Here is a 24,396-nt window from a genome sequence, read left to right as displayed (position 1 = left end):
GAAGACGTGTCGAACTGGCCTCTACTCAGTGTCCTCATCTGGCTGCCGATCATCGGTGGTGCCCTGATCCTTGCGATCCGTGATGCGCAGACCGCCCGCTGGGCGTCGCTGGGCGTAGCGGTGCTGACGTTCGTGGCGAGCCTCTCGCTGCTGAGCGGCTACAACGCAGGCGTCGATGGTCTGCAGTTCGTCGAGACCCATGCCTGGATCCCGGCGTACAAGATCGGCTACAACCTGGGCGTGGACGGCATTGCCGTGGCGCTGATCCTGCTGACCACCCTGGTCAGCGTGCTTGCCCTGATCGGCGCCTGGAGCGCCATCGACAAGCGCGTCAACCAGTACGTGGCGGCCTTCCTGATCCTGGAAGGCGTCACCGTCGGCATCTTCGCCGCGACGGACGCGATGCTGTTCTACGTGTTCTTCGAAGCGATGCTGATCCCGATGTTCCTGATCATCGGTGTCTGGGGCGGTCCGCGCCGCATCTACGCCGCGCTGAAGTTCTTCCTGTACACCTTCCTCGGCTCGGTGCTGATGCTGGTGGCGCTGATCTACCTGTACATGAAGGGCGGCAGCTTCCAGCTGGCCGACCTGTACGCGCTGCCGCTGTCGGCCAAGGAGCAGACCTGGATCTTCTTCGCCTTCCTGATCGCCTTCGCGGTCAAGGTGCCGATGTTCCCGGTCCACACCTGGCTGCCGGACGCCCACGTGGAAGCGCCGACCGCCGGTTCGGTGATCCTGGCCGCGATCGCCCTGAAGATCGGTGGCTACGGCTTCCTGCGCTTCAACCTGCCGATCGTCCCGGACGCGTCGCAGGAGTGGGCCTGGCTGGTGATTGCACTGTCGCTGATCGCGGTGATCTACGTCGGCCTGGTCGCCCTGGTGCAGGACGACATGAAGAAGCTGATCGCCTATTCGTCGATCGCGCACATGGGCTTTGTCACCCTGGGCACCTTCATCGCGCTGTGGCTGGTGCGTGAAGCCGGCAACGCCGATGCCGCGCGCCTGGGCCTGCAGGGCGCCATGGTGCAGATGATCTCGCACGGCTTCGTGTCCGGCGCGATGTTCTCCTGCGTCGGCGTGCTGTACGACCGCATGCACAGCCGCCGCATCGCCGACTACGGCGGCGTGGTCAACGTGATGCCGTGGTTCGCCACCTTCGCGATGCTGTTCTTCATGGCCAACGCGGGCCTGCCGGGTACCAGCGGCTTCGTTGGCGAGTTCATGGTCATCCTGTCGGCCTTCCAGCGTAATCCGTGGATCGCCCTGGGCGCGGCCACCACCCTGATCATCGGCGCCGCCTACACCCTGTGGCTGTACAAGCGCATCTTCTTCGGTGAAGTGGCCAACAGCCATGTTGCCGAACTGAAGGACATCAACGGCCGCGAATGGCTGGTGCTGGGCGTGTTCGCCATCGGCGTGCTGGCCCTGGGCATCTACCCCAAGCCGCTGACCGACCTGATGGAGCCCTCGATCGCGAAGCTGGCGATGCAGATCGCATCCAGCAAGCTGCTGTAATTCCAGGATTTGATGATGACCACCTCGCCGCTGCTGCCATTGACCGCCGCTGACCTGCCACCGCTCGCTCCCGAGCTGGTGCTGATCGGCAGCGCCTTCGCCCTGATGATCCTCGACCTGTTCGTCAGCAACCGGAACAAGATCGTCACCCACCTGTTCTCGCTCGCTGCGCTGGCCGTGGTGCTGTTCATGCTGGCCACCGGCGTGGGCGGGCAGGGCGAGGTCTTCCATGGCATGTTCGTGCGCGATACCGCCGCGGACGTGATGAAGACCGGGATCGTGCTGCTCAGCGGCCTGACCCTGGTCTACGGCTGGCGCTACCTGCGTGACCGCGACCTGTTCCAGGGCGAGATCCCGGTGCTGATCCTGTTCGGCACCGCCGGCATGATGATCCTGGTCTCGGCCGGCAGCCTGCTGATGGTCTACCTGGGCCTGGAACTGCTGGCGCTGTGCTCCTACGCCCTGGTCGCCAGCAACCGCGAAAGCGGCCTGGCCTCGGAAGCGGCGATGAAGTACATCGTGCTGGGTTCGCTGGCCTCGGGCCTGCTGCTGTACGGCATGTCGCTGATCTACGGCGCCACCGGCAGCCTGCACCTGGATGTGATCCGTGAGGCCATCCCGCACTCGGAAGAGCGCGTGCTGCTGATCACCGGTGCGGTGTTCATGATCGCCGGCGTCGCCTTCAAGCTGGGTGCCGCGCCGTTCCACATGTGGCTGCCGGACGTGTACCAGGGTGCCCCGGCACCGATCGCACTGTTCATCAGCTCGGCGCCGAAGCTGGCCGCGTTCGGCATGGCCTACCGCCTGCTGGAAATGGGCGTGGGTCCGCTGTCGACCGAACTGCAGCTGCTGATCGCCGGCCTGGCCGCGGTATCGCTGGTCATCGGCAACCTGATGGCCATCGCGCAGAGCAACCTCAAGCGCATGCTGGCGTTCTCCACCGTCTCGCACATCGGCTTCCTGCTGATGGGCATCGCCGGTGGCGGTTCGCAGGGCTACGCCGCCGCGCTGTTCTACGCACTGGCCTACGCGATCATGTCCACCGCGGCCTTCGGCGCGATCATCGCGCTGTCGCGTGCCGGCTTTGAAGCCGAGAACATCGAGGACTTCAAGGGCCTGAACGCCCGCAACCCGTGGATGGCCGGCCTGGTGCTGTGCATCATGGCGTCGCTGGCCGGTATCCCGCCGTTCCTGGGCTTCTGGACCAAGCTGGCGGTGCTGGGCGCGGCCGTCAACGGCGGCCTGCTGTGGCTGGCCATCCTCGGCGTGCTGTGCGCCGTGGTCGGCTGCTTCTACTACCTGCGCGTCATCAAGGTCATGTACTTCGATGAGCCGGTGGGCGAGGCCATGCCGCGCAGCAATGACCGCGTGCTGGGCGTGGTGCTGGGCGTGAATGCCCTGGCGCTGCTCGCGCTGGGCCTGGCCTGGAACCCGATCATGGTCTGGTGCCAGCAGGCATTTGCGCATCTTGCATAAAAGTTGACACAAAGCTGCGCGATTCGTGTAATATGCGCAGCCTGAGTTGTCACTGCAGCGGTTCAGCCAGAACATCGTTGCGGCAGCCTCCCTCGAAAGGGCGGGGCAGCAGTTCAAGTACTTCCGGTGCGGGGTGGAGCAGTCTGGCAGCTCGTCGGGCTCATAACCCGAAGGTCGCAGGTTCAAATCCTGCCCCCGCTACCAACGTCGGATCGGCGCCAACCGGTTTGATGAATGAGGGATCGCTTGCATGTTTCGAAGCAATCGCTCATAATTCCGCTTCTGATGCGGGGTGGAGCAGTCTGGCAGCTCGTCGGGCTCATAACCCGAAGGTCGCAGGTTCAAATCCTGCCCCCGCTACCAAGTAAAGGAATCGCCTTCGAAGCCCTGCTTCGGAGGCGTTTTTCTTTGGGGTCTGCGTCGTGTCCGCGTGATCGGGGTCAGATCCCTCTTCCACGGCAAAAGGGATCTGACCCCGGGTCCGCACCTTGCACCAGCGCGGTGCAGCCGCTATCATCAGCGGCCTAGCAGTACCCCTGAAGGCGGCCTCCCGGCGGGAGTCCAGATCCGGAAGGAGGGCCGCAACCAGCAGGCCATGCGGGTTGCAACCGGAATCCAGTCACCGGAGTCTTTCCGGAAAAGGGGCCCAGCGGGCCCTTTGTCGTTTCCGGGGCGTCATGTTTCCACGCCGGCCAAGGCCGGCACCCAACCATAGAGATCAAGGCAGGCTGTGAGCGACAAGGCAACCGACATCGCGAATCTGCTCGCCCCGACCGTTGTGTCGCTGGGCCTGGAGCTGCTGGGCGTTGAGTATCTGCCGGCCCCCGGCGGTGCGACCCTGCGCCTTTACATCGACGTGCCGCTGGCTGAACAGCCCGAGCGCATCATCAATGTCGACGACTGCGAGCGGGTCAGCCGCGAAGTGTCGGCGCAGCTGGACGTCGAGGACCCGATCAGCGGCAATTACACGCTGGAAGTGTCCTCGCCGGGCGTGGACCGGCCGCTGTTCAACCTGGAGCAGTTTGCCCGCCACCAGGGCGAATCGGCCAAGGTCACGCTTAAGCTGCCGCAGGACAACCGTCGTCGCCTGCAGGGTCGTATCGAAGCGACCGACGAGGCGGCGGGGACCATCACGTTCATCGTCGACAAGGCCGAAGTGGTCGTGTCGGCCGACAACATCGACAAGGCACGGATCATGCCCGACTGGGTGGCGCTGGGGCTGGCCCCGAGCAAGCCGACCGGTCCGGCACCGAAGCGTCCGAAGCCGAACACGAATTCTTCTTCCAACGAGCCGGCGGCAAAGAAGCCGCGCGCGGAGTGAGCCAATGAGCAAGGAACTGTTGCTGGTAGTCGACGCAGTCGCCAACGAGAAGGGCGTGCCGCGTGAAGTGATCTTCGATGCCATCGAGGCCGCCCTGGCCTCGGCAGCGAAGAAGCGCTATCCCGACGAGGAAGTGCTGACCCGCGTGGTCATCGACCACAAGGATGGCAGCTACGAAACCTTCCGCCGCTGGGAAGTGGTGGCCGATGACGTGGTCATGGAATCGCCCGACCGCCAGATCCGCCTGATGGACGCCGTCGACGAAGCCGAGGGCGTCGAGGTCGGCGACTACATCGAAGAGCAGATCGAGAACCCGGATTTCGGCCGCATCGCTGCCCAGGCGGCCAAGCAGGTCATCGTCCAGCGCGTGCGCGAAGCCGAGCGCCAGCAGGTCGTGGATGCGTGGAAGGACCGCGTGGGTGAACTGATCACCGGCGTGGTCAAGCGCGCCGAGCGCGGCAACATCTATGTCGACCTGGGTGGCAACGCCGAAGGCTTCATCCCGAAGGACAAGGGCATCCCGCGCGACGTGCTGCGCGCCGGTGACCGCGTGCGTGGTTACCTGGCCGAAGTGCGTTCCGAGCCGCGTGGCCCGCAGCTGTTCATCAGCCGCGCCGCGCCGGAATTCATGATCGAGCTGTTCAAGCTGGAAGTGCCGGAAGTCGGCCAGGGCCTGGTGGAAATCAAGGCCTGTGCACGTGACCCGGGCGACCGCGCCAAGATCGCCGTGCTGGCCCACGACCAGCGCACCGATCCGATCGGTGCCTGCATCGGCATGCGCGGTTCGCGCGTGCAGGCCGTGTCCAACGAGCTCAATGGCGAGCGCGTGGACATCGTGCTGTGGAACGACAACCCGGCCAACTTCGTCATCAACGCGATGGCACCGGCCGAAGTGCAGTCGATCATCGTCGATGAAGACAAGCACTCGATGGACCTGGCCGTTGCCGAAGACCGCCTGGCCCAGGCGATCGGCAAGGGTGGCCAGAACGTACGGCTGGCCAGCCGCCTGACCGGCTGGCAGCTCAACGTGATGACCCAGGACCAGGTCACCGCCAAGTCGGAGGCCGAGCAGGCTGCCGCCCGCCAGCTGTTCATGGACAAGCTGGAAGTGGACGAGGAAATTGCCGGCATCCTGGTCAGCGAAGGCTTCGGCACCGTCGAGGAAATCGCATATGTCCCGGTCGGCGAACTGCTGGCCGTGGAAGGTTTCGACGAGGACATCGTCGAAGAGCTGCGCGCTCGTGCCCGCGATGCGCTGCTCAATGAGGCCCTGGCAGTCGAAGAAGGCCTTGAAGACGGCCAGCCGGCGCAGGACCTGCTGTCCCTGAAGGGCATGGACGAAGCCACCGCATACGCGCTGGCCGGCCACGGCGTGCGTACCAGCGAGGATCTGTCCGACCTGGCCGCCGACGAGGTCATGGACTTCGGCATCGAAGGACTGGATCAGGCGCGCGCCGCTGCGCTGATCCTGGCCGCCCGTGCCGAGGAGATCGCCCGACTGGAACGCGGCGAATGAGCCGGCAATGAACAGGGCCCTGAGCCGCTCAGGGCGTAGAATCCGCGCCACCTCCAGATGCGGGGGGGCGCCCACAAGATCATAGGATCCGAATGTCGCAGCAAACCACCATCCGCAAGCTTGCCGAACTGGTCAACACGCCGGTCGAAAAACTGCTGGAACAGCTGGCCGGTGCCGGCATGAAGTTCAGCGGTCCCGACCAGGTCGTGACCAGCTCCGAGAAGGTGAAGCTCCTGGGCTTCCTTCGTCGTTCGCACGGCAAGCCCGAGCAGGCCCCGGAAGAGACCGATCAGTCTGCAAAGAAGATCACGCTCAACCGCCGGAAGCAGCAGGAAGTGACGGTCAATTCCGGTCGCAGCAAGACGACCGTGAATGTCGAGGTGCGCCAGAAGCGGACCTACGTCAAGGATGGTGCTCGCGCCATGACGCCGGACGAAGAGCGCGCCGACATCCTGCGCAAGCTGGAAGAGTCGCGCGCGCGCAACCTCGCCGAACAGCAGGCCCTGGCCGAAAAGGATCGTCTGCGCGACGAAGCCATCGTCCGTGCCCGTGAGGAAGAGGCCGCCGCCAAGGAACGCGCCGAGGCCGAGAAGAAGGCCGCCGAGGAAGCTGCGGCTGCCGCCAAGGCGGCCGAGACGCTGGCTGCCAGCAAGCCCAAGCGTGCTCCGATCGACGAAACCGCGCCGCGCCCGCCGCGTACCCCGGCCGCAGCCCCGGCTGCGCCGCGTGGTGCACCGCCGCCGCCGCGCAACGACGACCGCAACAACCGCAGCGCGCCGCGCAACGAGCGTGGCCCGGGTGACCGTTTCGCCGGCCAGATGCACCTGTCGGCCGCCGATCGTGCGCGTCGTGGCAACAGCAACAACAGCAACACCCGGGGTCGTCCGGGCGGCCGCAACCAGGCCGGTGGCCGTCGCGACATGTCGCGCGGTGGCAACAATGCCGGTCCGCACGCCTTCGAGCGTCCGACCGCACCGGTGGTGCGTGAAGTGGCGATCGGCGACACCATCACCGTGGCCGACCTGGCGCAGAAGCTGGCGCTGAAGGGCGGCGAGGTGGTCAAGGCGCTGTTCAAGATGGGCGTGATGGCGACCATCACCCAGTCCATCGACCACGACACCGCCGCACTGGTGACCGAAGAACTCGGCCACAAGGCGATCCGTGCCAACGACAACGACGCCGAAGACGCACTGCTGGCCTCCGCCGGTGAAAACCAGGGCGAGGCCACCCAGCGTCCGCCGGTGGTCACCATCATGGGCCACGTCGACCACGGCAAGACCTCGCTGCTGGATTACATCCGCCGCACCAAGGTCGCCACCGGCGAAGCGGGCGGCATCACCCAGCACATCGGTGCCTACCACGTGGACACGCCCAAGGGCGTGATCAGCTTCCTGGACACCCCGGGCCACGCCGCCTTCACCTCGATGCGTGCGCGCGGCGCCAAGCTGACCGACATCGTGGTGCTGGTCGTGGCCGCCGATGACGGCGTCATGCCGCAGACCAAGGAAGCGATCCAGCACGCCCGTTCGGCGGGTGTGCCGCTGATCGTGGCGATCAACAAGATCGACAAGTCCGACGCCGATCCGATGCGGGTCAAGAACGAACTGCTGTCCGAGCAGGTCGTGGCCGAAGACTTCGGTGGTGACACCCAGATGGTGGAGATCTCGGCCAAGACCGGCCTGGGCATCGACGACCTGCTGGACGCCATCTCGATCCAGGCCGAACTGCTGGAACTGAAGGCGGTCGATGAAGGCCGCGCCTCGGGCGTGGTGATCGAATCGTCGCTGGACAAGGGCCGCGGCCCGGTCGCGACGGTGCTGGTGCAGCAGGGCCGCCTGAAGAAGGGCGACTACCTGGTGTGCGGCATCCAGTACGGCCGCGTGCGTGCGCTGTTCGACGAGACCGGCAAGCAGCCGGAGTTCGCCGGCCCGTCCATTCCGGTGCAGGTCCTGGGCCTGTCCGGCGTGCCCGAAGCGGGTGACGACTTCGTGGTGGTCGAGGACGAGCGCCTGGCCAAGGACGTGGCCCAGCAGCGTGAGACCAAGCGCCGTGAATCGCGCCTGGTCGCTACTGCCGGCAGCCGCATGGAAGACATCATGGCGACCCTGGGCAAGGGCGAGGGCCAGCAGGTCCTCAACCTGGTCATCAAGGCCGACGTGCAGGGTTCGGTGCAGGCCCTGAGCCAGGCACTGGTCGCGCTGTCCAACGACGACATCCGCATCAACGTGATCCACTCCGGCGTGGGCGGCATCACCGAGTCGGATGCCAACTCGGCAGCCGCGTCGAAGGCCACCGTCATCGGCTTCAACGTGCGTGCGGACGCTTCGGCGCGTCGCATCATCGAATCCAACGGAGTCGACCTGCGTTACTTCTCGATCATCTATGACGTGATCGACCAGGTGAAGCAGGTGGCTTCCGGTCTGCTGGGCGTGGAAATCCGCGAAGAGATCATCGGTATCGCCGAGGTCCGCGACGTCTTCCGCAGCTCGAAGCTGGGTGCCGTCGCCGGCTGCATGGTCATCGAGGGCGTGGTCAAGCGCAACAAGCCGATCCGCGTCCTGCGCGACAGCGTGGTGATCTTCGAGGGCGAACTGGAATCGCTGCGCCGCTTCAAGGAGAACGTCGAGGAAGTCCGCAACGGTACCGAATGCGGTATCGCGGTGAAGGCCTACAACGACGTCAAGCCGGGCGACCAGATCGAGTGCTTCGAGCGCATCGAAGTGCCGCGCACCCTGTAATGCTGCACGGTGGCCCGACCAGCGGTCGGGCCCTGCCCTGGTAGAGCCCGGTCGGGCCCTGCCATGCTGTAGAACCCGACCCACGGTCGGGTACCATGTAGATGTAGCGCCCGACCGTTGGTCGGGCGACAACTGAACCAAGAGCTCCTCGTGCCCAAGACTTTCCATCGAACCGACCGTGTCTCCGCCCAGCTGCGCCGTGAACTCGGCACCCTGGTGCACAACGCCGTGCGCGAGCATGGGTTGCCCTCGGTGAGCGTGTCCGACGTGGAAATCACCCGTGACATGGCCCATGCCAAGGTGTTCGTCACCGCGCTGATGCCCGAGCGCTCCGCCGAGGCCGTGGCCGGGCTGAAGGAGCTGGGCTACCGACTGCGCATGGACCTGGCGCGTGCGATGAAGCTGCGCCACGTGCCGGAACTGCACTTCCACTACGACGACTCGGTCGACCGTGGTGAGCACATCGACAACATCCTGCGCGACCTGCCCGATACGCTGGCCGCCGAGAAGCGTCGCGAGAGCGACGACGAATAATGTCCCTGTAGCGCCGGGCCATGCTCGGCTGCTTTCGATCTCGCGCATCGCTGCGGAAGCCGAGCATGGCTCGGCGCTACACAATCCTGTCATGACCCGAATTCAGTTCCGCCGCCTGGATGGCATCCTGCTGCTCGACAAGTCGACCGGCATGAGCTCCAACGCCGCCCTGCAGGTGGCGCGCCGCCTGTTCCGTGCCGAGAAGGGCGGCCACACCGGCAGCCTCGACCCGCTCGCCACCGGCCTGCTGCCGCTGTGCTTCGGCGAGGCGACCAAGATCGCTGGCCTGCTGCTGGGGTCGGCCAAGGCCTACGATGCCGAGATCGTGCTCGGCCAGACCACCGATACCGACGATGCCGAAGGCCAGGTGCTGCTGCAGCGCCCGGTGCCGGCAATCAGCGCCGAAGCCCTGCAGGCGGCGCTGGCGCCTTTGACCGGCAACATCCGCCAGCGTGCCCCGATCTATTCGGCGCTGAAGCAGGGCGGTGAACCGCTGTATGTGAAGGCCCGCCGCGGTGATGTCATCGAGGCGCCCGAACGCGAGGTGCAGGTGCACGCCATCGACGTACTCGAGCAGCAGCCGGAACGACTGCGGCTGCGCGTGACCTGTGGCTCCGGCACCTACATCCGCAGCCTGGCCCGCGACCTCGGCGAACGCCTGGGCTGTGGCGCCCATATCAGTGCGCTGCGCCGGCTGTGGGTCGAGCCGTTCCGCGAGCCGGCCATGGTCACCCTGGACCAGCTGCGGGCGATGGCCGAGGCCGGGGACGAGGCGGGCATGGACGCGCTGCTGCTGCCGCTGGCGGCCGGCCTGGCGGAATACCCCCGGGTCGACCTCGATGCCGAGCAGGCCCACCGGTTCTGCGTCGGCCAGCGCCAGCGCGACCTGTCCTGGCCCCGTGGCCTGGTGGCCGTGTTTGGACCGGACGATGCTGTCCAGGGCCTGGGCCAGGTCGATGAGAGTGGCCTGCTGGCCCCGCAGCGTCGTTTCAACCTCTGACCCGGGCCTCCCGGTTCAGCCCCGGTCCTTGTCCCGGAAGCCCCCGGCCGTTACAATTTCGCGGCCGTTTTCCGGCAGCCTGCCCCGCGCAGGTTTCATCCTCGTAGTCCACGGCGAGCCTGGCGGTGCGCGAAGCGCGTTCCTGCCGGCCACGCATCACAGAGAAAAAAGAAAATGTCGATCGACACCCAGAAGGTCATTGAAGACAACAAGCGCAGCGCCGCTGACACCGGCTCCCCGGAAGTCCAGGTGGCCCTGCTGACCGCCCGCATCGAACTGCTGACCGGCCACTTCAAGACCCACAAGAAGGACCACCACAGCCGCCGCGGCCTGCTGCAGATGGTCAACCGCCGTCGCAGCCTGCTCGACTACCTGAAGAAGAAGGACGTCGAGCGCTACAAGGCCCTGATCGAGAAGCTTGGCCTGCGTCGCTAAGCAACGAATCCCCCGCGGCGCAGCGATGCGCCGCGGTTTTGTTTTGTAGTACCGCAATCCCCGATTCAGGCCGGAACGATCCGGTCACCCGCTGGCGGCAAGGGTCGCCGACGGTCCAAATTCGCAGACAGCATCCCCAAGGACACCCTCCGTGGCAAAAATCACCAAAACCTTCCAGTACGGCAAGCACACCGTCACGCTTGAGACCGGCGAAGTCGCCCGTCAGGCCAGCGGCGCCGTCATCGTCAAGATGGATGACACCGTACTGCTGGTCACCGCCGTCGCCGCCAAGAGCGCGCGCGAAGGCCAGGACTTCTTCCCGCTGACCGTCGATTATCAGGAAAAGTTCTACGCCGGCGGCCGTATCCCGGGTGGTTTCTTCAAGCGTGAAGGCCGTGCGACCGAGAAGGAAACCCTGATCTCGCGTCTGATCGACCGTCCGATCCGCCCGCTGTTCCCGGAAGACTACAAGAACGAAGTGCAGATCATCGCCACGGTGATGTCGCTGAACCCGGACGTGGACGGTGACATTCCGGCCCTGATCGGTGCCTCGGCTGCCCTGGCCCTGGCCGGCACCCCGTTCATGGGTCCGATCGGCGCTGCCAAGGTCGGTTACAAGAACGGCGAGTACATCCTCAACCCGACCGTCAGCGAACTGGCTGACTCGCAGCTGGAACTGGTCGTCGCCGGTACCTCCAACGCCGTGCTGATGGTTGAATCCGAAGCCGCGCTGCTGTCCGAAGAAGTGATGCTGGGCGCCGTGACCTTCGGTCACCGCGAAATGCAGAAGGTCATCAACGCGATCAACGAACTGACCGTCGAAGCCGGCACCAAGCCGTCGACCTGGGAAGCCCCGGCCAAGAACGACGCGCTGATCTCCGCCCTGAAGGAAGCCATCGGCCCGCGCCTGGGCGAAGCCTTCCAGGTGCGTGACAAGCTGCAGCGCCGTGACGCCATCTCGGCGATCAAGAAGGACGTGTTCGAAGCCCTGGCCGGCCGCGTGGCCGCCGAAGGCTGGAACCCGGCCGAGCTGTCGAAGGAATTCGGCGAACTGGAATACCGCACCATGCGTGACTCGGTGCTGGACACCAAGGTCCGCATCGACGGCCGTGCGCTGGACACCGTCCGCCCGATCACCGTGAAGACCGGCGTGCTGCCGCGTACCCACGGTTCCTCGCTGTTCACCCGTGGCGAAACCCAGGCCATCGTGACCATCACGCTGGGCACCGCCCGTGACGGCCAGGTCATCGACGCCGTTGCTGGTGAGTACAAGGAAAACTTCCTGTTCCACTACAACTTCCCTCCGTTCTCGGTGGGTGAGTGCGGCCGCATGATGGGCCCGAAGCGCCGCGAAATCGGCCACGGTCGCCTGGCCAAGCGTGGCGTGCTGGCTGTCATGCCGTCGCTGGAATCGTTCCCGTACACCATCCGCGTCGTCTCGGAAATCACCGAGTCGAACGGTTCTTCGTCGATGGCGTCGGTCTGCGGCTCGTCGCTGGCCCTGATGGACGCCGGCGTGCCGGTGAAGGCACCGGTGGCCGGTATTGCCATGGGCCTGGTCAAGGAAGGCGAGCGCTTCGTCGTCCTGTCCGACATCCTGGGTGACGAAGATCACCTGGGCGACATGGACTTCAAGGTGGCCGGTACTGCTGAGGGCATCTCCGCCCTGCAGATGGACATCAAGATCGAAGGCATCACCGAAGAGATCATGAAGCAGGCCCTGCAGCAGGCCAAGGCTGGCCGCCTGCACATCCTGGGCGAAATGGCCCACGGCCTGACCGCGCCGCGTGAAGAGCTGTCGGACTACGCGCCGCGCCTGCTGACCATCAAGATCCACCCGGACAAGATCCGCGAAGTGATCGGCAAGGGCGGTTCGACCATCCAGGCCATCACCAAGGAAACCGGCACCCAGATCGACATCCAGGATGACGGCACCATCGTCATCGCTTCGGTCAACGCCATCGCTGCCCAGGCCGCCAAGGCCCGCATCGAGCAGATCACCTCGGACGTCGAGCCGGGCCGCATCTACGAAGGCAAGGTCGCCAAGATCATGGACTTCGGTGCGTTCGTCACGATCCTGCCGGGCAAGGACGGCCTGGTCCACGTGTCGCAGATCTCCAGCGATCGCGTCGAGAAGGTCGGCGACGTGCTGAAGGAAGGCGATGTGGTCAAGGTCAAGGTGCTGGAAGTCGACAAGCAGGGCCGTATCCGCCTGTCGATGAAGGCCGTGGAAGAAGGCGACGCCGTCAGCGCCGAGTAATCGACCTCAGGTCGATTACGGTAGCTGTCAACCTTGGTTGACACGCTTCTGGAATTGCTGAAATGAAAAAGCGGGCTTCGGCCCGCTTTTTCTTTGCCTTGATGTCATGAAGTGCCGCTCATCCAGGTCGCTGCATGTCCTGCTGCAGTGCATGGAAGCCGCGACGTGGCCATCGTTCTGTCATGGTTGTACGGATCGCGCCTGTCCATGGGACGACATGCCGCGACATGCGTCCCGCCGCCCCATCCGTTTGCTAACGTGGCTGCGCCTTCGAACCGGGAGATCCCATGTTCCGCCAGACCGTGGCCGTCCTTGCCGTGCTGATTGCCGGTGCCTTGCCCATCGCCGCGCATGCGCGGCCCGCACAGCCGCCGATCTTCGGCGCTTACTACCCGGGCGGTTCGGCCGAGCGCTATCCGGTCTCGAACATTCCGGCCGAGCGCCTGACGCACCTGTTCTATGCGTTCTCCACCCTCGAGGACGGGCGCTGCACGGTCGGCGCGGAAGCGCCGAAGAACTTCGCCGCGTTGGCCGAGCTCAAGAGGGCGCATCCGCACCTGCGCACGCTGATCTCGATTGGGGGCTGGGGCGCAGGCGGGTTCTCCGATGCGGCACTGACCGAGGCCAGCCGCAGGCGCATGGTCGACTCGTGCATGGCGCTGTTCTTCGATCGCCACGCGGGCAGTTTCGACGGCGTCGACATCGACTGGGAATTTCCGGTCAGTGGCGGGCCGAAGGAGCTGGCGCACCGCCCGCAGGATCGCGCCAACCTGACCCTGCTCGCGCAGGCGTTCCGCCAGGCACTCGACGCGCGCGGCCGCAAGGCGGGACAGCCGATGCTGCTGACTGCCGCGCTGGCCGCTGGACGCCTGCAGACCGACGGTCCTTACGATCCGGCCGCGAGTTACGACCTGCCGGCGCTGGCCAAGGTGTTGGATTTCATCAACCTGATGAGCTACGACATGGGCACCGGCTTCTCTTCGGTGTCGACCTTCAATGCGCCCTTGCATGAAGTGCCGGCCGATCCGCTGGCGCCGGAACTGCGGCGCTGGAACAACGTGGCCGGTGCGGTGCAGTACTACCGCGAGCACGGCGTGCCGGCCGACAAGCTGGTGCTGGGCGTGCCTTTCTACGGGCGCGGCTTCAAGGTTACCGGTGATGCGCCGGATGGCCTGTATCAGCCCTACAGCGCACCCGCCGATGCCGGCGACTGGCGGGTGATCAAAGCGCGTTATCTCGACCAGCCGGGTTGGACCAAGCACTGGCAACCGCAGGCGCAGAGCCCGTGGCTGTACAACGCCGGGCAGAAGATCTTCATCAGCTATGAAGACCCGCGCTCGATCGGCCTGCGTGCCCAGTTCGCCCGCGAGCAGGGCCTGGCCGGGGTGTTCATGTGGGAACTGACCGGCGACGACGGGCAGGCCAGCCTGCTCAACGCCATGCTCGGCCCGTGGCAGAAAGCGCGCATCGGCGATTGAGTCGGCGGCGCCGGGTCACGCCCGGCGCCGTGCGGCAACGCCACCGGCCCGACACCGCACACTGCGACGACGCCGGCGGCGCTACGCTTTGCGCATGATCCATCTCGAACGCCTGGACCACCTGGTCCTCACCGTCGCCGACATCGAACGCAGCTGTGATTTCTACCAGCGCGTGCTCGGCATGCAGATCGTGCGCTTCGGTGCCGGTCGCACCGCGCTGCAGTTCGGCCAGCAGAAAATCAACCTGCATCCGGCCAGCGCACCGCTGCAACCGCACGCGCTGCGGCCGACGCCGGGCAGTGCCGACCTGTGCCTGGTCACGCGCACAGCGACGGCCGATGTGCTGGCACACCTGCGGGCGCATGCCGTGGCGGTGGAGCAGGGGCCGGTCGCACGCACCGGTGCGCTGGGGCCGATCGAATCGGTGTACGTCCGCGACCCGGATGGCAACCTGATCGAAATAAGTCGTTACCCGGGCGAAGAACACCCGCAGCGGTAGCGCCGGGCCATGCCCGGCGAAAGCTTAGTTGGCCCAGACGCTGTTGGGGTCGCCGCTGCGGGCGCGCCGCTGGCTGGCCACGGCCAGGCGGGCGAAGCCGAAGGCCATCGCCAGCGCGATGGCATCGACCCAGAACAGGGGCCAGTGCCCCCGCGCGGCCGCGCGCCACAGCCAATCTCCATTGAGCGCGCCGTGCAGCACCGGCACCAGCGCGGTGCTGATCGCCGCGGCCCACAGCAGTTCGCGTGCGGCCTGCGCCGGGCGACGCAGCGCGGCCCACAGCGCACAGGCCGCCCAGCTGCCGAAGCAGGCCCAGCGGATGCCGTGGTCGACGGCCGACGGTGCCAGCCGCTCCAGCACCAGTGCAGTGATGAACGCGACCGAGATCGCCACGCACAGGCCGATGCAGACGCCGACCGTGGCCCGCGCCATGTTCACACCGGCACGCGGCTGGTGCGGCTGGCGACGCTTGCGCCGCGACTCGATCCACAGCAGGTTGCCGGAGTAGAACAGGAACGCACCGCCGAGGCCGAGCAGGAAGTACAGCCAGACCACCACGCCGTTGCCGAACTCACCGAAGTGCAGTGCATAGGCGGCACTGAGGGTGGCGTGGTTGGCATCGCGCTGGCCCGGCAGCTGGGAGGCCAGCAGGTCGCCGCTGGCCACATCCAACGCCACGGCGCCAAGCGGGCCGAGGGTGCCACTGGCCTCGCCGGTGATCTCGATGGTGGCGTTGGCGTCGCCGGCGTTGGCCAGCTTCAGGTAGGCCGGCTCGAAGTTGGCCACGCCCTGTGCGCGGGCGACTTCAAGTGCGCGCGCATGCAGCACGCGCAGGCTGCCCGGCGGCGCCGGAATGCCACTGGCCTCGCGCACCGGTGCGGTGTCCATCGCCGTCGGTACCGCCTGCAGTGCCTTGCCGTCGTAGATCAGCGGATTGAGCAGGGCCATCTGCACGAACACCAGGCAGAGCAGGGCGCCCGTGACCGCGAACATCAGGTGGAAGGGCAGGCTGAGCACGCCGATCACATTGTGCGCGTCCTGCCACAACTGCTTCAGGTTGCGGCCCGGCCGCAGCGCGAACAGGTCGCCGAACAGCTTCGGCAGATGGATCACCAGCCCGCTCAGCAGCGCCATGCCATACAGCAGGCTGACGATACCCATCACGTAGACGCCGGCCACCGGCAGGCCGAGGCTGTAGTGCAGTTCGTTGACCAGTTCGGCCAGTCCGGTCTGCGGCGGGGCTGGGCTGCCGGCGATCTGGCCCGGCCAGGCATAGCGCCAGCTGCCGTCGTCGGCCTGCCAGTACGCCAGTGGCTGCGGGTGCTCGGCGCCGGGGAACGTCATGCCCACGTGGCGGCGCGCTTCCGGATGGGCCGCCAGCACGTCTTCCAGCAGGTACTGCGCGTCATCCAGGCCGGCCGGCAACGCCGTGGCTGCGCCCGGGGTCTGCCACAGCGGCAGGTCGTGATGGAACAGGGTCAGCGCACCTGCGTAGAAGGCCGCGAACAGGCCGAAGCCGGCGACCAGGCCGACCCAGGTGTGCAGGGTGGTGAACGTGCGCAGGGTCTGCGAACTGAACTTCATGGCAGGGATCTCATTGCACCGCGCCGGTCAGGCGCAGCAGCGCGAGCACGGCGAAGCCAACGGCGGCGCTGCCGCCCAGCACCAGCCAGGCGCGCAGTGCGCTGCGGAAGCTGAACGCCCACAGGGCGGCCAGCATCCACAGCGGGATGAAGGCAATCAGGGTCGGCACCAGCGCACGCTGCCACGGGCCCGGTGGCAGCCAGGCCAGCAGGCCGGTGACGGCGGCTGCGAGCAGGAAGCCGGCGATGATGCCGGCAAAGGCGCGCGGCCACATCAGGGTGACTCCGTGCCCGGGCGATGCCAGGCGGCCAGCGCCGGCAGCAGCATCGCGGCCAGCATCCAGGTGCACAGCATCGCCACCAGGCCCGCGGCTACGCCGAGCTCGGCCATCCACAACCACAATGCGGCCGCAGCGGCGACCACGCCGATCTGGCGGCCGAGACGGCCGGCGCGGCGCAGGCGGGGCCAGCGGCAGTGCGGCGAGGCGGCATAGAAGGCCAGTGCCGAGAACATCGCCGCCAGCATGCCCAGGCTGCAGAAGCCCAGCGTGGAGAGGCCGACGGTGATCATCGCGGGCGGCCGCCGTGGCAGCGGGCCGGCGAACGCGGGGCACGGGCGGGGCCGGCGGGGGCCGGTCGGAGCGGGTGGCGCATCACGAGGTCCTGGGGAAAGCGGGCAGGCTGGCACGGGGCGGGCTGCGCGGACATGGTAATCATTGCGTTTTCACGCCGCCAGCACTCGCCATTCAGCGGACCGTACGGCAGCCCTTGGGCTTTCCCGTGCGCTGGTTTAAGATCACCGCAGAACCCTGACTGGAACAAGGTGGCCCGCGCCCAGCGCCGGCCGAGCGTGCGACATGAGCACTACCTCCGCCCACTGTTGACCTGCCCCCGAAGGCCCTGTGTTGCAGGCGCCCTCGCGGCGCTTTTTTATTGCCCGGGCAACGGCCCGGGAACGCTTTCCAGCCCGCCCCGCGGGCCCCGCACGAAGCCACTGCGATGATCAACATTACCCTTCCCGACGGCAGCCGCCGCGAGTTCGAAAACCCCGTCAGCGTCATGGACGTCGCCCAGTCGATCGGCGCCGGCCTGGCCAAGGCCACCATCGCCGGTTCGGTCGATGGCGTGCTGGTCGATGCCAGCGACGTCATCGATCACGATGCCAGCCTGCGCATCATCACCGCCAAGGACGAGGAGGGCGTGGAGATCATCCGACACTCCTGCGCCCACCTGGTCGGCCATGCCGTCAAGCAGCTGTACCCGGATGTGAAGATGGTCATCGGCCCGGTGATCGCCGAAGGCTTCTACTACGACATCTACTCCGAGCGCCCGTTCACCCCGGACGACATGGCCGCGATCGAGAAGCGCATGGGTGAACTGATCGCCCAGGATTACGACGTCATCAAGAAGATGACCCCGCGCGCCGAAGTGATCGAGATCTTCAAGGCCCGTGGCGAGGACTACAAGCTGCGCCTGATCGAGGACATGTCCGATGACATCCAGGCGATGGGCATGTACTACCACCAGGAATACGTGGACATGTGCCGCGGCCCGCACGTACCGAATACCCGCTTCCTGAAGGCCTTCAAGCTGACCCGCATTTCCGGTGCCTACTGGCGCGGCGATGCGCAGAACGAACAGCTGCAGCGCATCTACGGCACTGCCTGGGCCGACAAGAAGCAGCTCGAGGCGTACATCAAGCGCATCGAGGAAGCCGAGATGCGCGACCACCGCCGCATCGGCAAGCAGCAGGACCTGTTCCACCTGCAGGAAGAGGCGCCGGGCCTGGTGTTCTGGCACCCGAAGGGCTGGGCACTGTGGCAGGTGGTCGAGCAGTACATGCGCAAGGTCTACCGCAGCAGCGGCTACGGCGAAGTGCGTTGCCCGCAGATCCTGGACGTGAGCCTGTGGAAGAAGTCCGGCCACTGGGACAACTACCAGGACAACATGTTCTTCACCGAGTCGGAGAAGCGCACCTACGCGGTCAAGCCGATGAACTGCCCTGGCCATGTGCAGGTGTTCAACCAGGGCTTGCACAGCTACCGCGACCTGCCGATCCGTTACGGCGAGTTCGGTTCCTGCCACCGCAACGAGCCGTCCGGCGCGCTGCACGGCATCCTGCGCGTGCGCGGCTTCACCCAGGACGACGGCCATGTGTTCTGCACCGAGAGCCAGATCGAGTCGGAAGTGACCGCGTTCCACCAGCAGGCGCTGGCGGTCTACAAGCACTTCGGCTTTGACGAGATCCAGATCAAGATCGCGCTGCGCCCGGAATCGCGCCTTGGCGATGACGCCACCTGGGACAAGGCCGAAGGCGCCCTGCGCTCGGCGCTGTCCAGCTGTGGCGTGGAATGGCAGGAGCTGCCGGGCGAGGGCGCCTTCTACGGCCCGAAGATCGAGTACCACCTGAAGGACGCCATCGGCCGCACCTGGCAGCTGGGCACCATGCAGGTCGACTTCATGATGCCGGGCCGCCTGGGCGCCGAGTACGTGGACGAGAACAGCCAGAAGAAGCATCCGGTCATGCTGCACCGCGCCATCGTCGGCTCGATGGAGCGCTTCCTGGGCATCTTGATCGAGCACCATGCCGGCCAGTTCCCGACCTGGCTGGCGCCGACCCAGGTGGTGGTGGCCAACATCACCGACGCCCAGGCCGATTACGTCTCGGGCGTGACCAAAACCCTTGCGGAGCAAGGCTTCCGCGTCAGCTCGGATTTGCGTAACGAGAAGATCGGCTATAAAATCCGCGAGCATACGTTGCAGCGCGTGCCCTACCTGCTGGTCATCGGTGACCGCGAGAAGGAGAATGGGGCTGTGGCGGTGCGTACGCGTTCTGGCGAAGACCTGGGCAGCATGAGCCTGCAGGCCTTCATCGAGCGGCTCCACGCCGAGGGCGCGTAAGCAAAGGTCCGGTCCGGGGGCACAGGCACCCGGGCCGGTTCGATACCCTTGGGAGAACGTAATATCAGCACCCCTGACAACAAACAGAACCGCAAGAATCAGGAAATCCGTGTGCCGCGCGTCCGCGTGATCGGCAGTGACGGAGAAATGATCGGCGTGTTGTCGCGCGACGAAGCGCTGTCCATGGCCGAAGATGAAGGCCTGGACCTGGTCGAGATCCAGCCGCAGGCCGACCCGCCGGTCTGCAAGATCATGGACTTCGGCAAGTTCAAGTTCGAAGCGCAGAAGAAGGCCAGCGAGGCCAAGAAGAAGACCAAGCAGGTCGAGATCAAGGAAGTGAAGTTCCGTCCGGTCACGGACGAGGGCGACTACCAGATCAAGCTGCGCAAGATGCGTGGGTTCCTCGAGGATGGTGACAAGATCAAGGTCAACATCCGCTTCCGTGGCCGCGAAATGAGCCACCAGGAACTGGGCCGTGAAATGGCCAACCGGATCGAGACCGATCTGGGCGAGGACATCGTCATTGAATCCCGTCCGCGCCTGGAAGGGCGTCAGATGGTCATGATGATCGCGCCGAAGAAGAAGACCTGAGGCCTGACGGGCCGCCTTCCGGGGCGCCTGGCTGAATGGTTCAGGGTAAGGGGACGCCGCTGGCGTCCCTTTGCTTTTCCGACAGGCCGCGGGTTGCCGGTGAAAGCGGGGCAGGGGCTGGCAGCAGGGCGGTTTTGCCTGTATCATGCCCGGCTCGACCCACCCAGGACGGGTCGTACGCCGATCATGGCAGGACGGAAAGAGCGGCCCAGGCCGCCGCCAGATCAGTCAGAAACCAGGGTCAAATCCCATCAAGGACATTGCAATGCCCAAGATCAAGACCAACCGGGCAGCGGCCAAGCGTTTCCGCAAGACCGCCTCGGGCAAGTACAAGTGCGGCCACGCCAACCGTAGCCACATCCTCACGAAGAAAGCGACCAAGCGTAAGCGTAATCTGCGTCAGACGGGCCATGTCCGTGCAGAAGACGCAGGCCGTCTGGACCGCATGCTCCCTTACCTCTGAGGAACTGAAAAATGGCACGAGTTAAGCGTGGCGTACAGGCGCGTCGCCGCCACAAGAAGATTCTGGATCTCGCCAAGGGCTATTACAACGCCCGTCGCAAGGTCTTCCGCGTTGCCAAGCAGGCGGTCATCAAGGCACAGCAGTACGCCTACATCGGCCGTAAGCAGAAGAAGCGCAACTTCCGTTCGCTGTGGATCACCCGCATCAATGCGGCTGCCCGCATCAACGGCCTGAGCTACAGCCGCTTCATGAACGGCCTGCTGAAGGCCGGCATCACCCTGGATCGCAAGGTCCTGGCTGACATCGCCGTGCACGACGCAGCCGGTTTTGCCGCGCTGGCCGAAAAGGCCAAGGGCGCGCTGGCGGCATAAGTCCTTCCCGATGCCGTAACCGTTCACTCGGAACGGTGTCAGGTCAAGGCAATGCATGGGGAAGGGCGCAAGTCCTTCCCCATTCTTTTTTGGGTCCCGGCGCGGCCACAGCGGCAGCGCGGGGACGGCGGTGGCGACAGGGGTCGGCCCTTCGCGCATCGCGATGGCAGATCGACTGGAGTTCCGGCCCCCCATGAGCGACATCCAATCCCTCACCACCCAGGCGCTGGCCGATGTGGCCGCCGCACAGAGCCCCGATGCGCTGGAACAGCTGCGCGTGGCCCTGCTTGGCAAGAGCGGCAGCATCACCTCGCAGCTCAAGCAGCTCGGCGCCCTGCCGGCCGACGAGCGCAAGGCCGCCGGTGAAGCGATCAACCAGGCCCGCGACGCGCTGACCCGCGCGCTGGGCGAGCGCAAGGCGCTGCTGGAAGACGCGGCCCTGGATGCGCGCCTGGCGGCCGAAGCCATCGACATCACCCTGCCGGGCCGCAACGGCGAGCGCGCCGGCCTGCACCCGATCACCCGCACCCTGGAGCGCATCACCGGCATCTTCGGCCGGCTGGGCTACGAGCTGTCGGAAGGGCCGGAGATCGAGGACGACTGGCACAACTTCGAGGCGCTGAACTTCCCGCCGCACCATCCGGCGCGCGCCATGCACGACACTTTCTACTTCGGCGATGGCCGCCTGCTGCGCACGCATACCTCCGGCGTGCAGGTGCGCTACATGGGCGACCACGCGCCGCCGCTGCGCATGATCGCCGCCGGCAAGGTGTACCGCAGCGACAGCGACCAGACCCACTCGCCGATGTTCCACCAGGTCGAAGGCCTGCTGGTGGACGAGCATTCGACCTTCGCCGACCTGAAGGGCACGCTGGCCGAGTTCGTGCGTGCCTTCTTCGAGCGCGATTTCGAGATGCGCTTCCGCCCCAGCTATTTCCCGTTCGTTGAACCGGGCGCGGAAGTGGACATCGCCTGGCAGCAGCCCGATGGCAGCACCCGCTGGCTGGAAGTGCTGGGCTGCGGCATGGTGCATCCGAACGTGCTGCGCAACGTTGGCATCGATCCGGAGCGCTATACCGGCTTCGCCTTCGGCATGGGCGTGGAGCGCTTTGCAATGCTGCGCTACGGCGTCAACGACCTGCGCGCGTTCTTCGAGAACGATGTGCGGTTCCTGAAACAGTTCGCGTAAGCCGCAACCCTGTAGAGCCGGGCCATGCCCGGCTGCTCCTGAAACGACTGCTCCCAAATTCGCAGGCCCGGGCGCATGCGCCGGGCCCACCAGGATGACACCATGAAATTCTCCGAAAACTGGCTGCGCAGCCACGTCCCGACCCGCGCTTCGCGTGATGAGCTGAGTGCGGTGCTGACCGCCATCGGCCTGGAAGTGGAAGACGTGACCGCGCTGGGCGAAGGCCTCGATCACGTGGTCGTGGCACGCATCGTCGAGGCCGTGCGCCATCCGGAAGCCGACCGCCTGCAGGTGTGCAGGGTCGATGCCGGGCAGGGCGAGCTGCTGCAGATCGTCTGTGGTGCGCCGAACGCCCGCCCGGGCCTGGTCGCGCCACTGGCGATGGTCGGTGCGCAGATCGGCGAGTTGAAGATCAAGCCGGCCAAGCTGCGCGGCGTCGAGTCCAACGGCATGCTGTGCTCGGCCAAGGAACTGGGCCTGGACAACGATGCCTCCGGCCTGCTGGAGCTACCCGATGACGCCCCGGTCGGCCAGGCCCTGGTCGCCTACCTCGGCCTGCCGGACGCCAGCATCGAGATCAAGCTGACCCCGAACCGCGCCGACTGCTTCAGCCTGCGCGGCATTGCCTACGATGTCGCCGCCGCTACCCGCAGTGAAGTGCTGGACTTCGCCGCCGATGCCATTCCGGCGGTCGGCAGCCGCGAGCTGAGCATCCAGCTCGACGCGGGCGCCGAGGCGCCGCGTTACCTGGGGCGCGTCATCGAAGGCGTCAACGCCGCGGCCAGGACCCCGTTGTGGATGGCCGAACGCCTGCGCCGCAGCGGCGTGCGCCCGGTCTCGCTGCTGGTCGACATCACCCAGTACGTGATGCTCGAACTCGGCCAGCCGATGCATGCCTACGACCTGGGCACCCTGCAGGGCAGCATCGCCGTGCGCCGTTCGCGCGCGGGCGAGAGCCTGAAGCTGCTCGATGGCCGCGATGCCGCGCTGGACGACAGCTTCCTGGTGGTCACCGACGCCGATCGTGCGGTTGGCCTGGCCGGCCTGATGGGCGGCTTCGACACGCGCGTCACCGACGCCACCACGGCCGTGTTCCTGGAAGCCGCGCACTTCGCCCCGGCCGCGATCATGGGCCGTGGACGCAAGCTCGGCCTGCACACCGACGCGGGTCACCGTTTCGAGCGTGGCGTCGATCCGGCACTGCCGCGTACCGCGATCGAGTACGCCACCCGCCTGGTGCTGGACCTGGCCGGGGGCATTCCGGCACCGGTCACCGAGGCGGTGCGCGAGGGCGATCTGCCGCAGCCGGCGACGATCCTGCTGCGCCGCGCGCGGATCACCCGCGTGCTCGGCATCACCATCGAGGATGCCGAAGTCGAACGCATCCTGCGCGCGCTGGGCATGGACGTGGTCGCCAGCGCCGACGGCTGGCAGGTCACCGCGCCGAGCCGTCGCTTCGATATCGCCATCGAAGAGGACCTGATCGAGGAACTGGCCCGCATCCACGGTTACGAGCAGATCCCGACCACGCTGCCGGGCGGTGCCTCGCGCGTGGCGATGCCCAGTGAAACCCAGCTGGACGCGTTGAGCGTGCGCCGCCAGCTGATCGCCCGTGACCAGCAGGAAACCGTCAATTTCGCCTTCGTCGACGACGCCCTGCTGGCCCAGTGGCAGCTGCGCGACGGCCTGGTGCCGCTGGCCAACCCGCTGTCGGCCGAACTGGCGGTGATGCGCCCGTCGCTGCTGCCGGGCCTGGTCGCCACGCTGGGCCGCAATGCAGCGCGGCAGCTCGGTCGCGTGCGCCTGTTCGAGATCGGCCGGGTGTTCGCCCAGCAGGCTGGCGGGGCGTCGACTGGCGAAAGCCGGCCGGCACCGCTGGAAACCCTGCGCGTGGCCGCTGCGGTCTGCGGCGAGGCGCAGGCGGTGCAGTGGGGCCTGCCGACCCGCAAGGTCGATTTCCATGACCTGAAGGGCGACCTGGAATCGCTGGCGGCCGCCAGTGGCGCGCAGCTGGAGTTCCGTCCGTCGGACCGTGCCTACGGCCATCCGGCGCGTTCGGCCGAGGTGTTCCGCGAGGGCGTGGCGATCGGCTGGATCGGCCAGATCCACCCGCGTCTGGCCAAGGCGATGGACATCGAGGCCGATGTCTATGCCTTCGAGCTCGATCTGGAGCCGCTGGCTGCGCGTCGCCTGCCGCGTGCCGGCGAGCTGTCGCGCTTCCCGGCGGTGCGCCGCGACCTGGCCTTCCTGGTGCCTGAACAGGTGGCGTGGACGGACCTGGCGGCCACCGTCCGCCAGGCCGCCGGCCCGCTGCTGCGCGACCTCAACCTGTTCGACCGTTACGTCGGCCAGGGCGTCGAGCCGGGATTCAAGAGTCTCGCTATGGGCTTGATTTTGCAGGACAAGTCGCGCACTCTGACGGACCGCGACGTGGATGCGGTGGTGGCCGAGGCGGTCACTGCCATCGAGCGTGAACACCACGCCCGGATCCGCGGCTGAGCGGGCAGCACTCGGGGGTAGCAGGCA

The 24,396-nt window shown here is 66.5% G+C and carries 20 protein-coding genes and 2 tRNA genes; 19 read left to right on the top strand and 3 right to left on the bottom strand.

Going from position 1 to position 24,396, the window contains the following annotated elements; all coding sequences use genetic code 11:
• The first annotated feature begins 6 nt into the window (after window positions 1-6).
• From NSQ78_RS15285 to NSQ78_RS15225, 13 genes are all read left to right on the top strand, one after another.
• A complete protein-coding gene (locus tag NSQ78_RS15285) occupies window positions 7-1,515 on the top strand; it encodes an NADH-quinone oxidoreductase subunit M (RefSeq protein ID WP_019660580.1) in 1,509 nt (502 codons plus the stop codon).
• A 15-nt stretch (window positions 1,516-1,530) separates the two neighbouring features.
• A complete protein-coding gene (gene nuoN, locus NSQ78_RS15280) occupies window positions 1,531-2,991 on the top strand; it encodes an NADH-quinone oxidoreductase subunit NuoN (protein ID WP_032957446.1) in 1,461 nt (486 codons plus the stop codon).
• 127 nt (window positions 2,992-3,118) lie between these two features.
• Window positions 3,119-3,195: transfer RNA gene (locus tag NSQ78_RS15275), tRNA-Met, on the top strand.
• Window positions 3,196-3,277: 82 nt separating this feature from the next.
• Window positions 3,278-3,354, top strand: a tRNA-Met gene (locus tag NSQ78_RS15270).
• A gap of 367 nt (window positions 3,355-3,721) precedes the next feature.
• Window positions 3,722-4,312 (top strand): ribosome maturation factor RimP, encoded by a 591-nt coding sequence (gene rimP / locus NSQ78_RS15265; RefSeq protein WP_019660578.1) that lies wholly within the window; start codon window positions 3,722-3,724, stop codon window positions 4,310-4,312.
• A gap of 4 nt (window positions 4,313-4,316) precedes the next feature.
• Window positions 4,317-5,828 (top strand): transcription termination factor NusA, encoded by a 1,512-nt coding sequence (gene nusA / locus NSQ78_RS15260; protein WP_014647859.1) that lies wholly within the window; start codon window positions 4,317-4,319, stop codon window positions 5,826-5,828.
• A gap of 92 nt (window positions 5,829-5,920) precedes the next feature.
• The gene (gene infB / locus NSQ78_RS15255) at window positions 5,921-8,566 is read left to right on the top strand and encodes a translation initiation factor IF-2 (protein WP_053460943.1); all 2,646 of its coding nucleotides are present in this window, start codon (window positions 5,921-5,923) and stop codon (window positions 8,564-8,566) included.
• A 150-nt stretch (window positions 8,567-8,716) separates the two neighbouring features.
• The gene (gene rbfA / locus NSQ78_RS15250; RefSeq protein ID WP_049469441.1) at window positions 8,717-9,100 is read left to right on the top strand and encodes a 30S ribosome-binding factor RbfA; all 384 of its coding nucleotides are present in this window, start codon (window positions 8,717-8,719) and stop codon (window positions 9,098-9,100) included.
• A gap of 91 nt (window positions 9,101-9,191) precedes the next feature.
• Window positions 9,192-10,100, top strand: coding sequence for a tRNA pseudouridine(55) synthase TruB (gene truB, locus NSQ78_RS15245; RefSeq protein WP_049469444.1), 909 nt, complete (start codon window positions 9,192-9,194; stop codon window positions 10,098-10,100).
• Between the two features lie 174 nt (window positions 10,101-10,274).
• Complete coding sequence (gene rpsO, locus NSQ78_RS15240; protein ID WP_005417886.1) at window positions 10,275-10,535, top strand: 30S ribosomal protein S15; 261 nt, start codon at window positions 10,275-10,277, stop codon at window positions 10,533-10,535.
• Window positions 10,536-10,686: 151 nt separating this feature from the next.
• Entirely contained in the window at window positions 10,687-12,795 is a 2,109-nt protein-coding gene (gene pnp / locus NSQ78_RS15235; protein ID WP_049469447.1) for a polyribonucleotide nucleotidyltransferase, read from the top strand.
• Window positions 12,796-13,082: 287 nt separating this feature from the next.
• Entirely contained in the window at window positions 13,083-14,273 is a 1,191-nt protein-coding gene (locus NSQ78_RS15230) for a glycoside hydrolase family 18 protein (protein WP_049469450.1), read from the top strand.
• Window positions 14,274-14,367: 94 nt separating this feature from the next.
• Window positions 14,368-14,772, top strand: a complete 405-nt coding sequence (locus tag NSQ78_RS15225; RefSeq protein WP_049469454.1) for a VOC family protein — start codon at window positions 14,368-14,370, stop codon at window positions 14,770-14,772.
• A gap of 24 nt (window positions 14,773-14,796) precedes the next feature.
• Here the strand turns inward: NSQ78_RS15225 and NSQ78_RS15220 are convergent, their stop codons facing one another.
• The 3 genes from NSQ78_RS15220 to NSQ78_RS15210 are packed head-to-tail and all read right to left on the bottom strand — an operon-like array spanning window position 14,797 to window position 16,926.
• Entirely contained in the window at window positions 14,797-16,356 is a 1,560-nt protein-coding gene (locus NSQ78_RS15220) for a PepSY-associated TM helix domain-containing protein (protein ID WP_339206654.1), read from the bottom strand.
• Window positions 16,357-16,366: 10 nt separating this feature from the next.
• Window positions 16,367-16,630 (bottom strand): hypothetical protein, encoded by a 264-nt coding sequence (locus NSQ78_RS15215; RefSeq protein ID WP_049469462.1) that lies wholly within the window; start codon window positions 16,628-16,630, stop codon window positions 16,367-16,369.
• On the bottom strand, window positions 16,630-16,926 hold the full coding sequence (locus tag NSQ78_RS15210; RefSeq protein WP_064238922.1) for a hypothetical protein: 297 nt from the start codon (window positions 16,924-16,926) through the stop codon (window positions 16,630-16,632). Before NSQ78_RS15210 ends, NSQ78_RS15215 begins: the two co-directional genes overlap by 1 nt.
• Before the next feature lie 428 nt (window positions 16,927-17,354).
• Between NSQ78_RS15210 and thrS the strand changes: the two genes are divergently transcribed.
• The 6 genes from thrS to pheT all read left to right on the top strand — a co-directional run bounded on the left by thrS (window position 17,355) and on the right by pheT (window position 24,369).
• On the top strand, window positions 17,355-19,256 hold the full coding sequence (gene thrS, locus NSQ78_RS15205; protein WP_049466967.1) for a threonine--tRNA ligase: 1,902 nt from the start codon (window positions 17,355-17,357) through the stop codon (window positions 19,254-19,256).
• A 63-nt stretch (window positions 19,257-19,319) separates the two neighbouring features.
• Window positions 19,320-19,847, top strand: coding sequence for a translation initiation factor IF-3 (gene infC, locus NSQ78_RS15200; RefSeq protein ID WP_074725076.1), 528 nt, complete (start codon window positions 19,320-19,322; stop codon window positions 19,845-19,847).
• Between the two features lie 265 nt (window positions 19,848-20,112).
• Window positions 20,113-20,310, top strand: coding sequence for a 50S ribosomal protein L35 (rpmI, locus tag NSQ78_RS15195; protein ID WP_005410436.1), 198 nt, complete (start codon window positions 20,113-20,115; stop codon window positions 20,308-20,310).
• Window positions 20,311-20,321: 11 nt separating this feature from the next.
• Complete coding sequence (gene rplT / locus NSQ78_RS15190; protein WP_005410435.1) at window positions 20,322-20,681, top strand: 50S ribosomal protein L20; 360 nt, start codon at window positions 20,322-20,324, stop codon at window positions 20,679-20,681.
• A gap of 193 nt (window positions 20,682-20,874) precedes the next feature.
• Entirely contained in the window at window positions 20,875-21,870 is a 996-nt protein-coding gene (locus NSQ78_RS15185) for a phenylalanine--tRNA ligase subunit alpha (RefSeq protein WP_049466965.1), read from the top strand.
• Between the two features lie 102 nt (window positions 21,871-21,972).
• Window positions 21,973-24,369, top strand: a complete 2,397-nt coding sequence (gene pheT, locus NSQ78_RS15180) for a phenylalanine--tRNA ligase subunit beta (RefSeq protein ID WP_064239672.1) — start codon at window positions 21,973-21,975, stop codon at window positions 24,367-24,369.
• Window positions 24,370-24,396: the final 27 nt, after the last annotated feature.

The sequence above is a fragment of the Stenotrophomonas sp. FSL W7-1447 genome (assembly GCF_037966425.1).
Classification (GTDB): Bacteria; Pseudomonadota; Gammaproteobacteria; order Xanthomonadales; family Xanthomonadaceae; genus Stenotrophomonas; species Stenotrophomonas pavanii.
Note: the sequence above shows the minus strand (reverse complement) of the source record. Positions and strands in the feature narration are given on the sequence as shown.

Coding starts and splice junctions, on each gene's coding strand:
- nuoN (WP_032957446.1), top strand. CDS start 1,531: ATGACCACCTCGCCGCTGCTGCCATTGACCGCCGCTGACCTGCCACCG.
- nusA (WP_014647859.1), top strand. CDS start 4,317: ATGAGCAAGGAACTGTTGCTGGTAGTCGACGCAGTCGCCAACGAGAAG.
- infB (WP_053460943.1), top strand. CDS start 5,921: ATGTCGCAGCAAACCACCATCCGCAAGCTTGCCGAACTGGTCAACACG.
- truB (WP_049469444.1), top strand. CDS start 9,192: ATGACCCGAATTCAGTTCCGCCGCCTGGATGGCATCCTGCTGCTCGAC.
- rpsO (WP_005417886.1), top strand. CDS start 10,275: ATGTCGATCGACACCCAGAAGGTCATTGAAGACAACAAGCGCAGCGCC.
- NSQ78_RS15230 (WP_049469450.1), top strand. CDS start 13,083: ATGTTCCGCCAGACCGTGGCCGTCCTTGCCGTGCTGATTGCCGGTGCC.
- NSQ78_RS15225 (WP_049469454.1), top strand. CDS start 14,368: ATGATCCATCTCGAACGCCTGGACCACCTGGTCCTCACCGTCGCCGAC.
- NSQ78_RS15220 (WP_339206654.1), bottom strand. CDS start 16,356: ATGAAGTTCAGTTCGCAGACCCTGCGCACGTTCACCACCCTGCACACC.
- NSQ78_RS15215 (WP_049469462.1), bottom strand. CDS start 16,630: ATGTGGCCGCGCGCCTTTGCCGGCATCATCGCCGGCTTCCTGCTCGCA.
- NSQ78_RS15210 (WP_064238922.1), bottom strand. CDS start 16,926: ATGATCACCGTCGGCCTCTCCACGCTGGGCTTCTGCAGCCTGGGCATG.
- thrS (WP_049466967.1), top strand. CDS start 17,355: ATGATCAACATTACCCTTCCCGACGGCAGCCGCCGCGAGTTCGAAAAC.
- rpmI (WP_005410436.1), top strand. CDS start 20,113: ATGCCCAAGATCAAGACCAACCGGGCAGCGGCCAAGCGTTTCCGCAAG.
- rplT (WP_005410435.1), top strand. CDS start 20,322: ATGGCACGAGTTAAGCGTGGCGTACAGGCGCGTCGCCGCCACAAGAAG.
- NSQ78_RS15185 (WP_049466965.1), top strand. CDS start 20,875: ATGAGCGACATCCAATCCCTCACCACCCAGGCGCTGGCCGATGTGGCC.
- pheT (WP_064239672.1), top strand. CDS start 21,973: ATGAAATTCTCCGAAAACTGGCTGCGCAGCCACGTCCCGACCCGCGCT.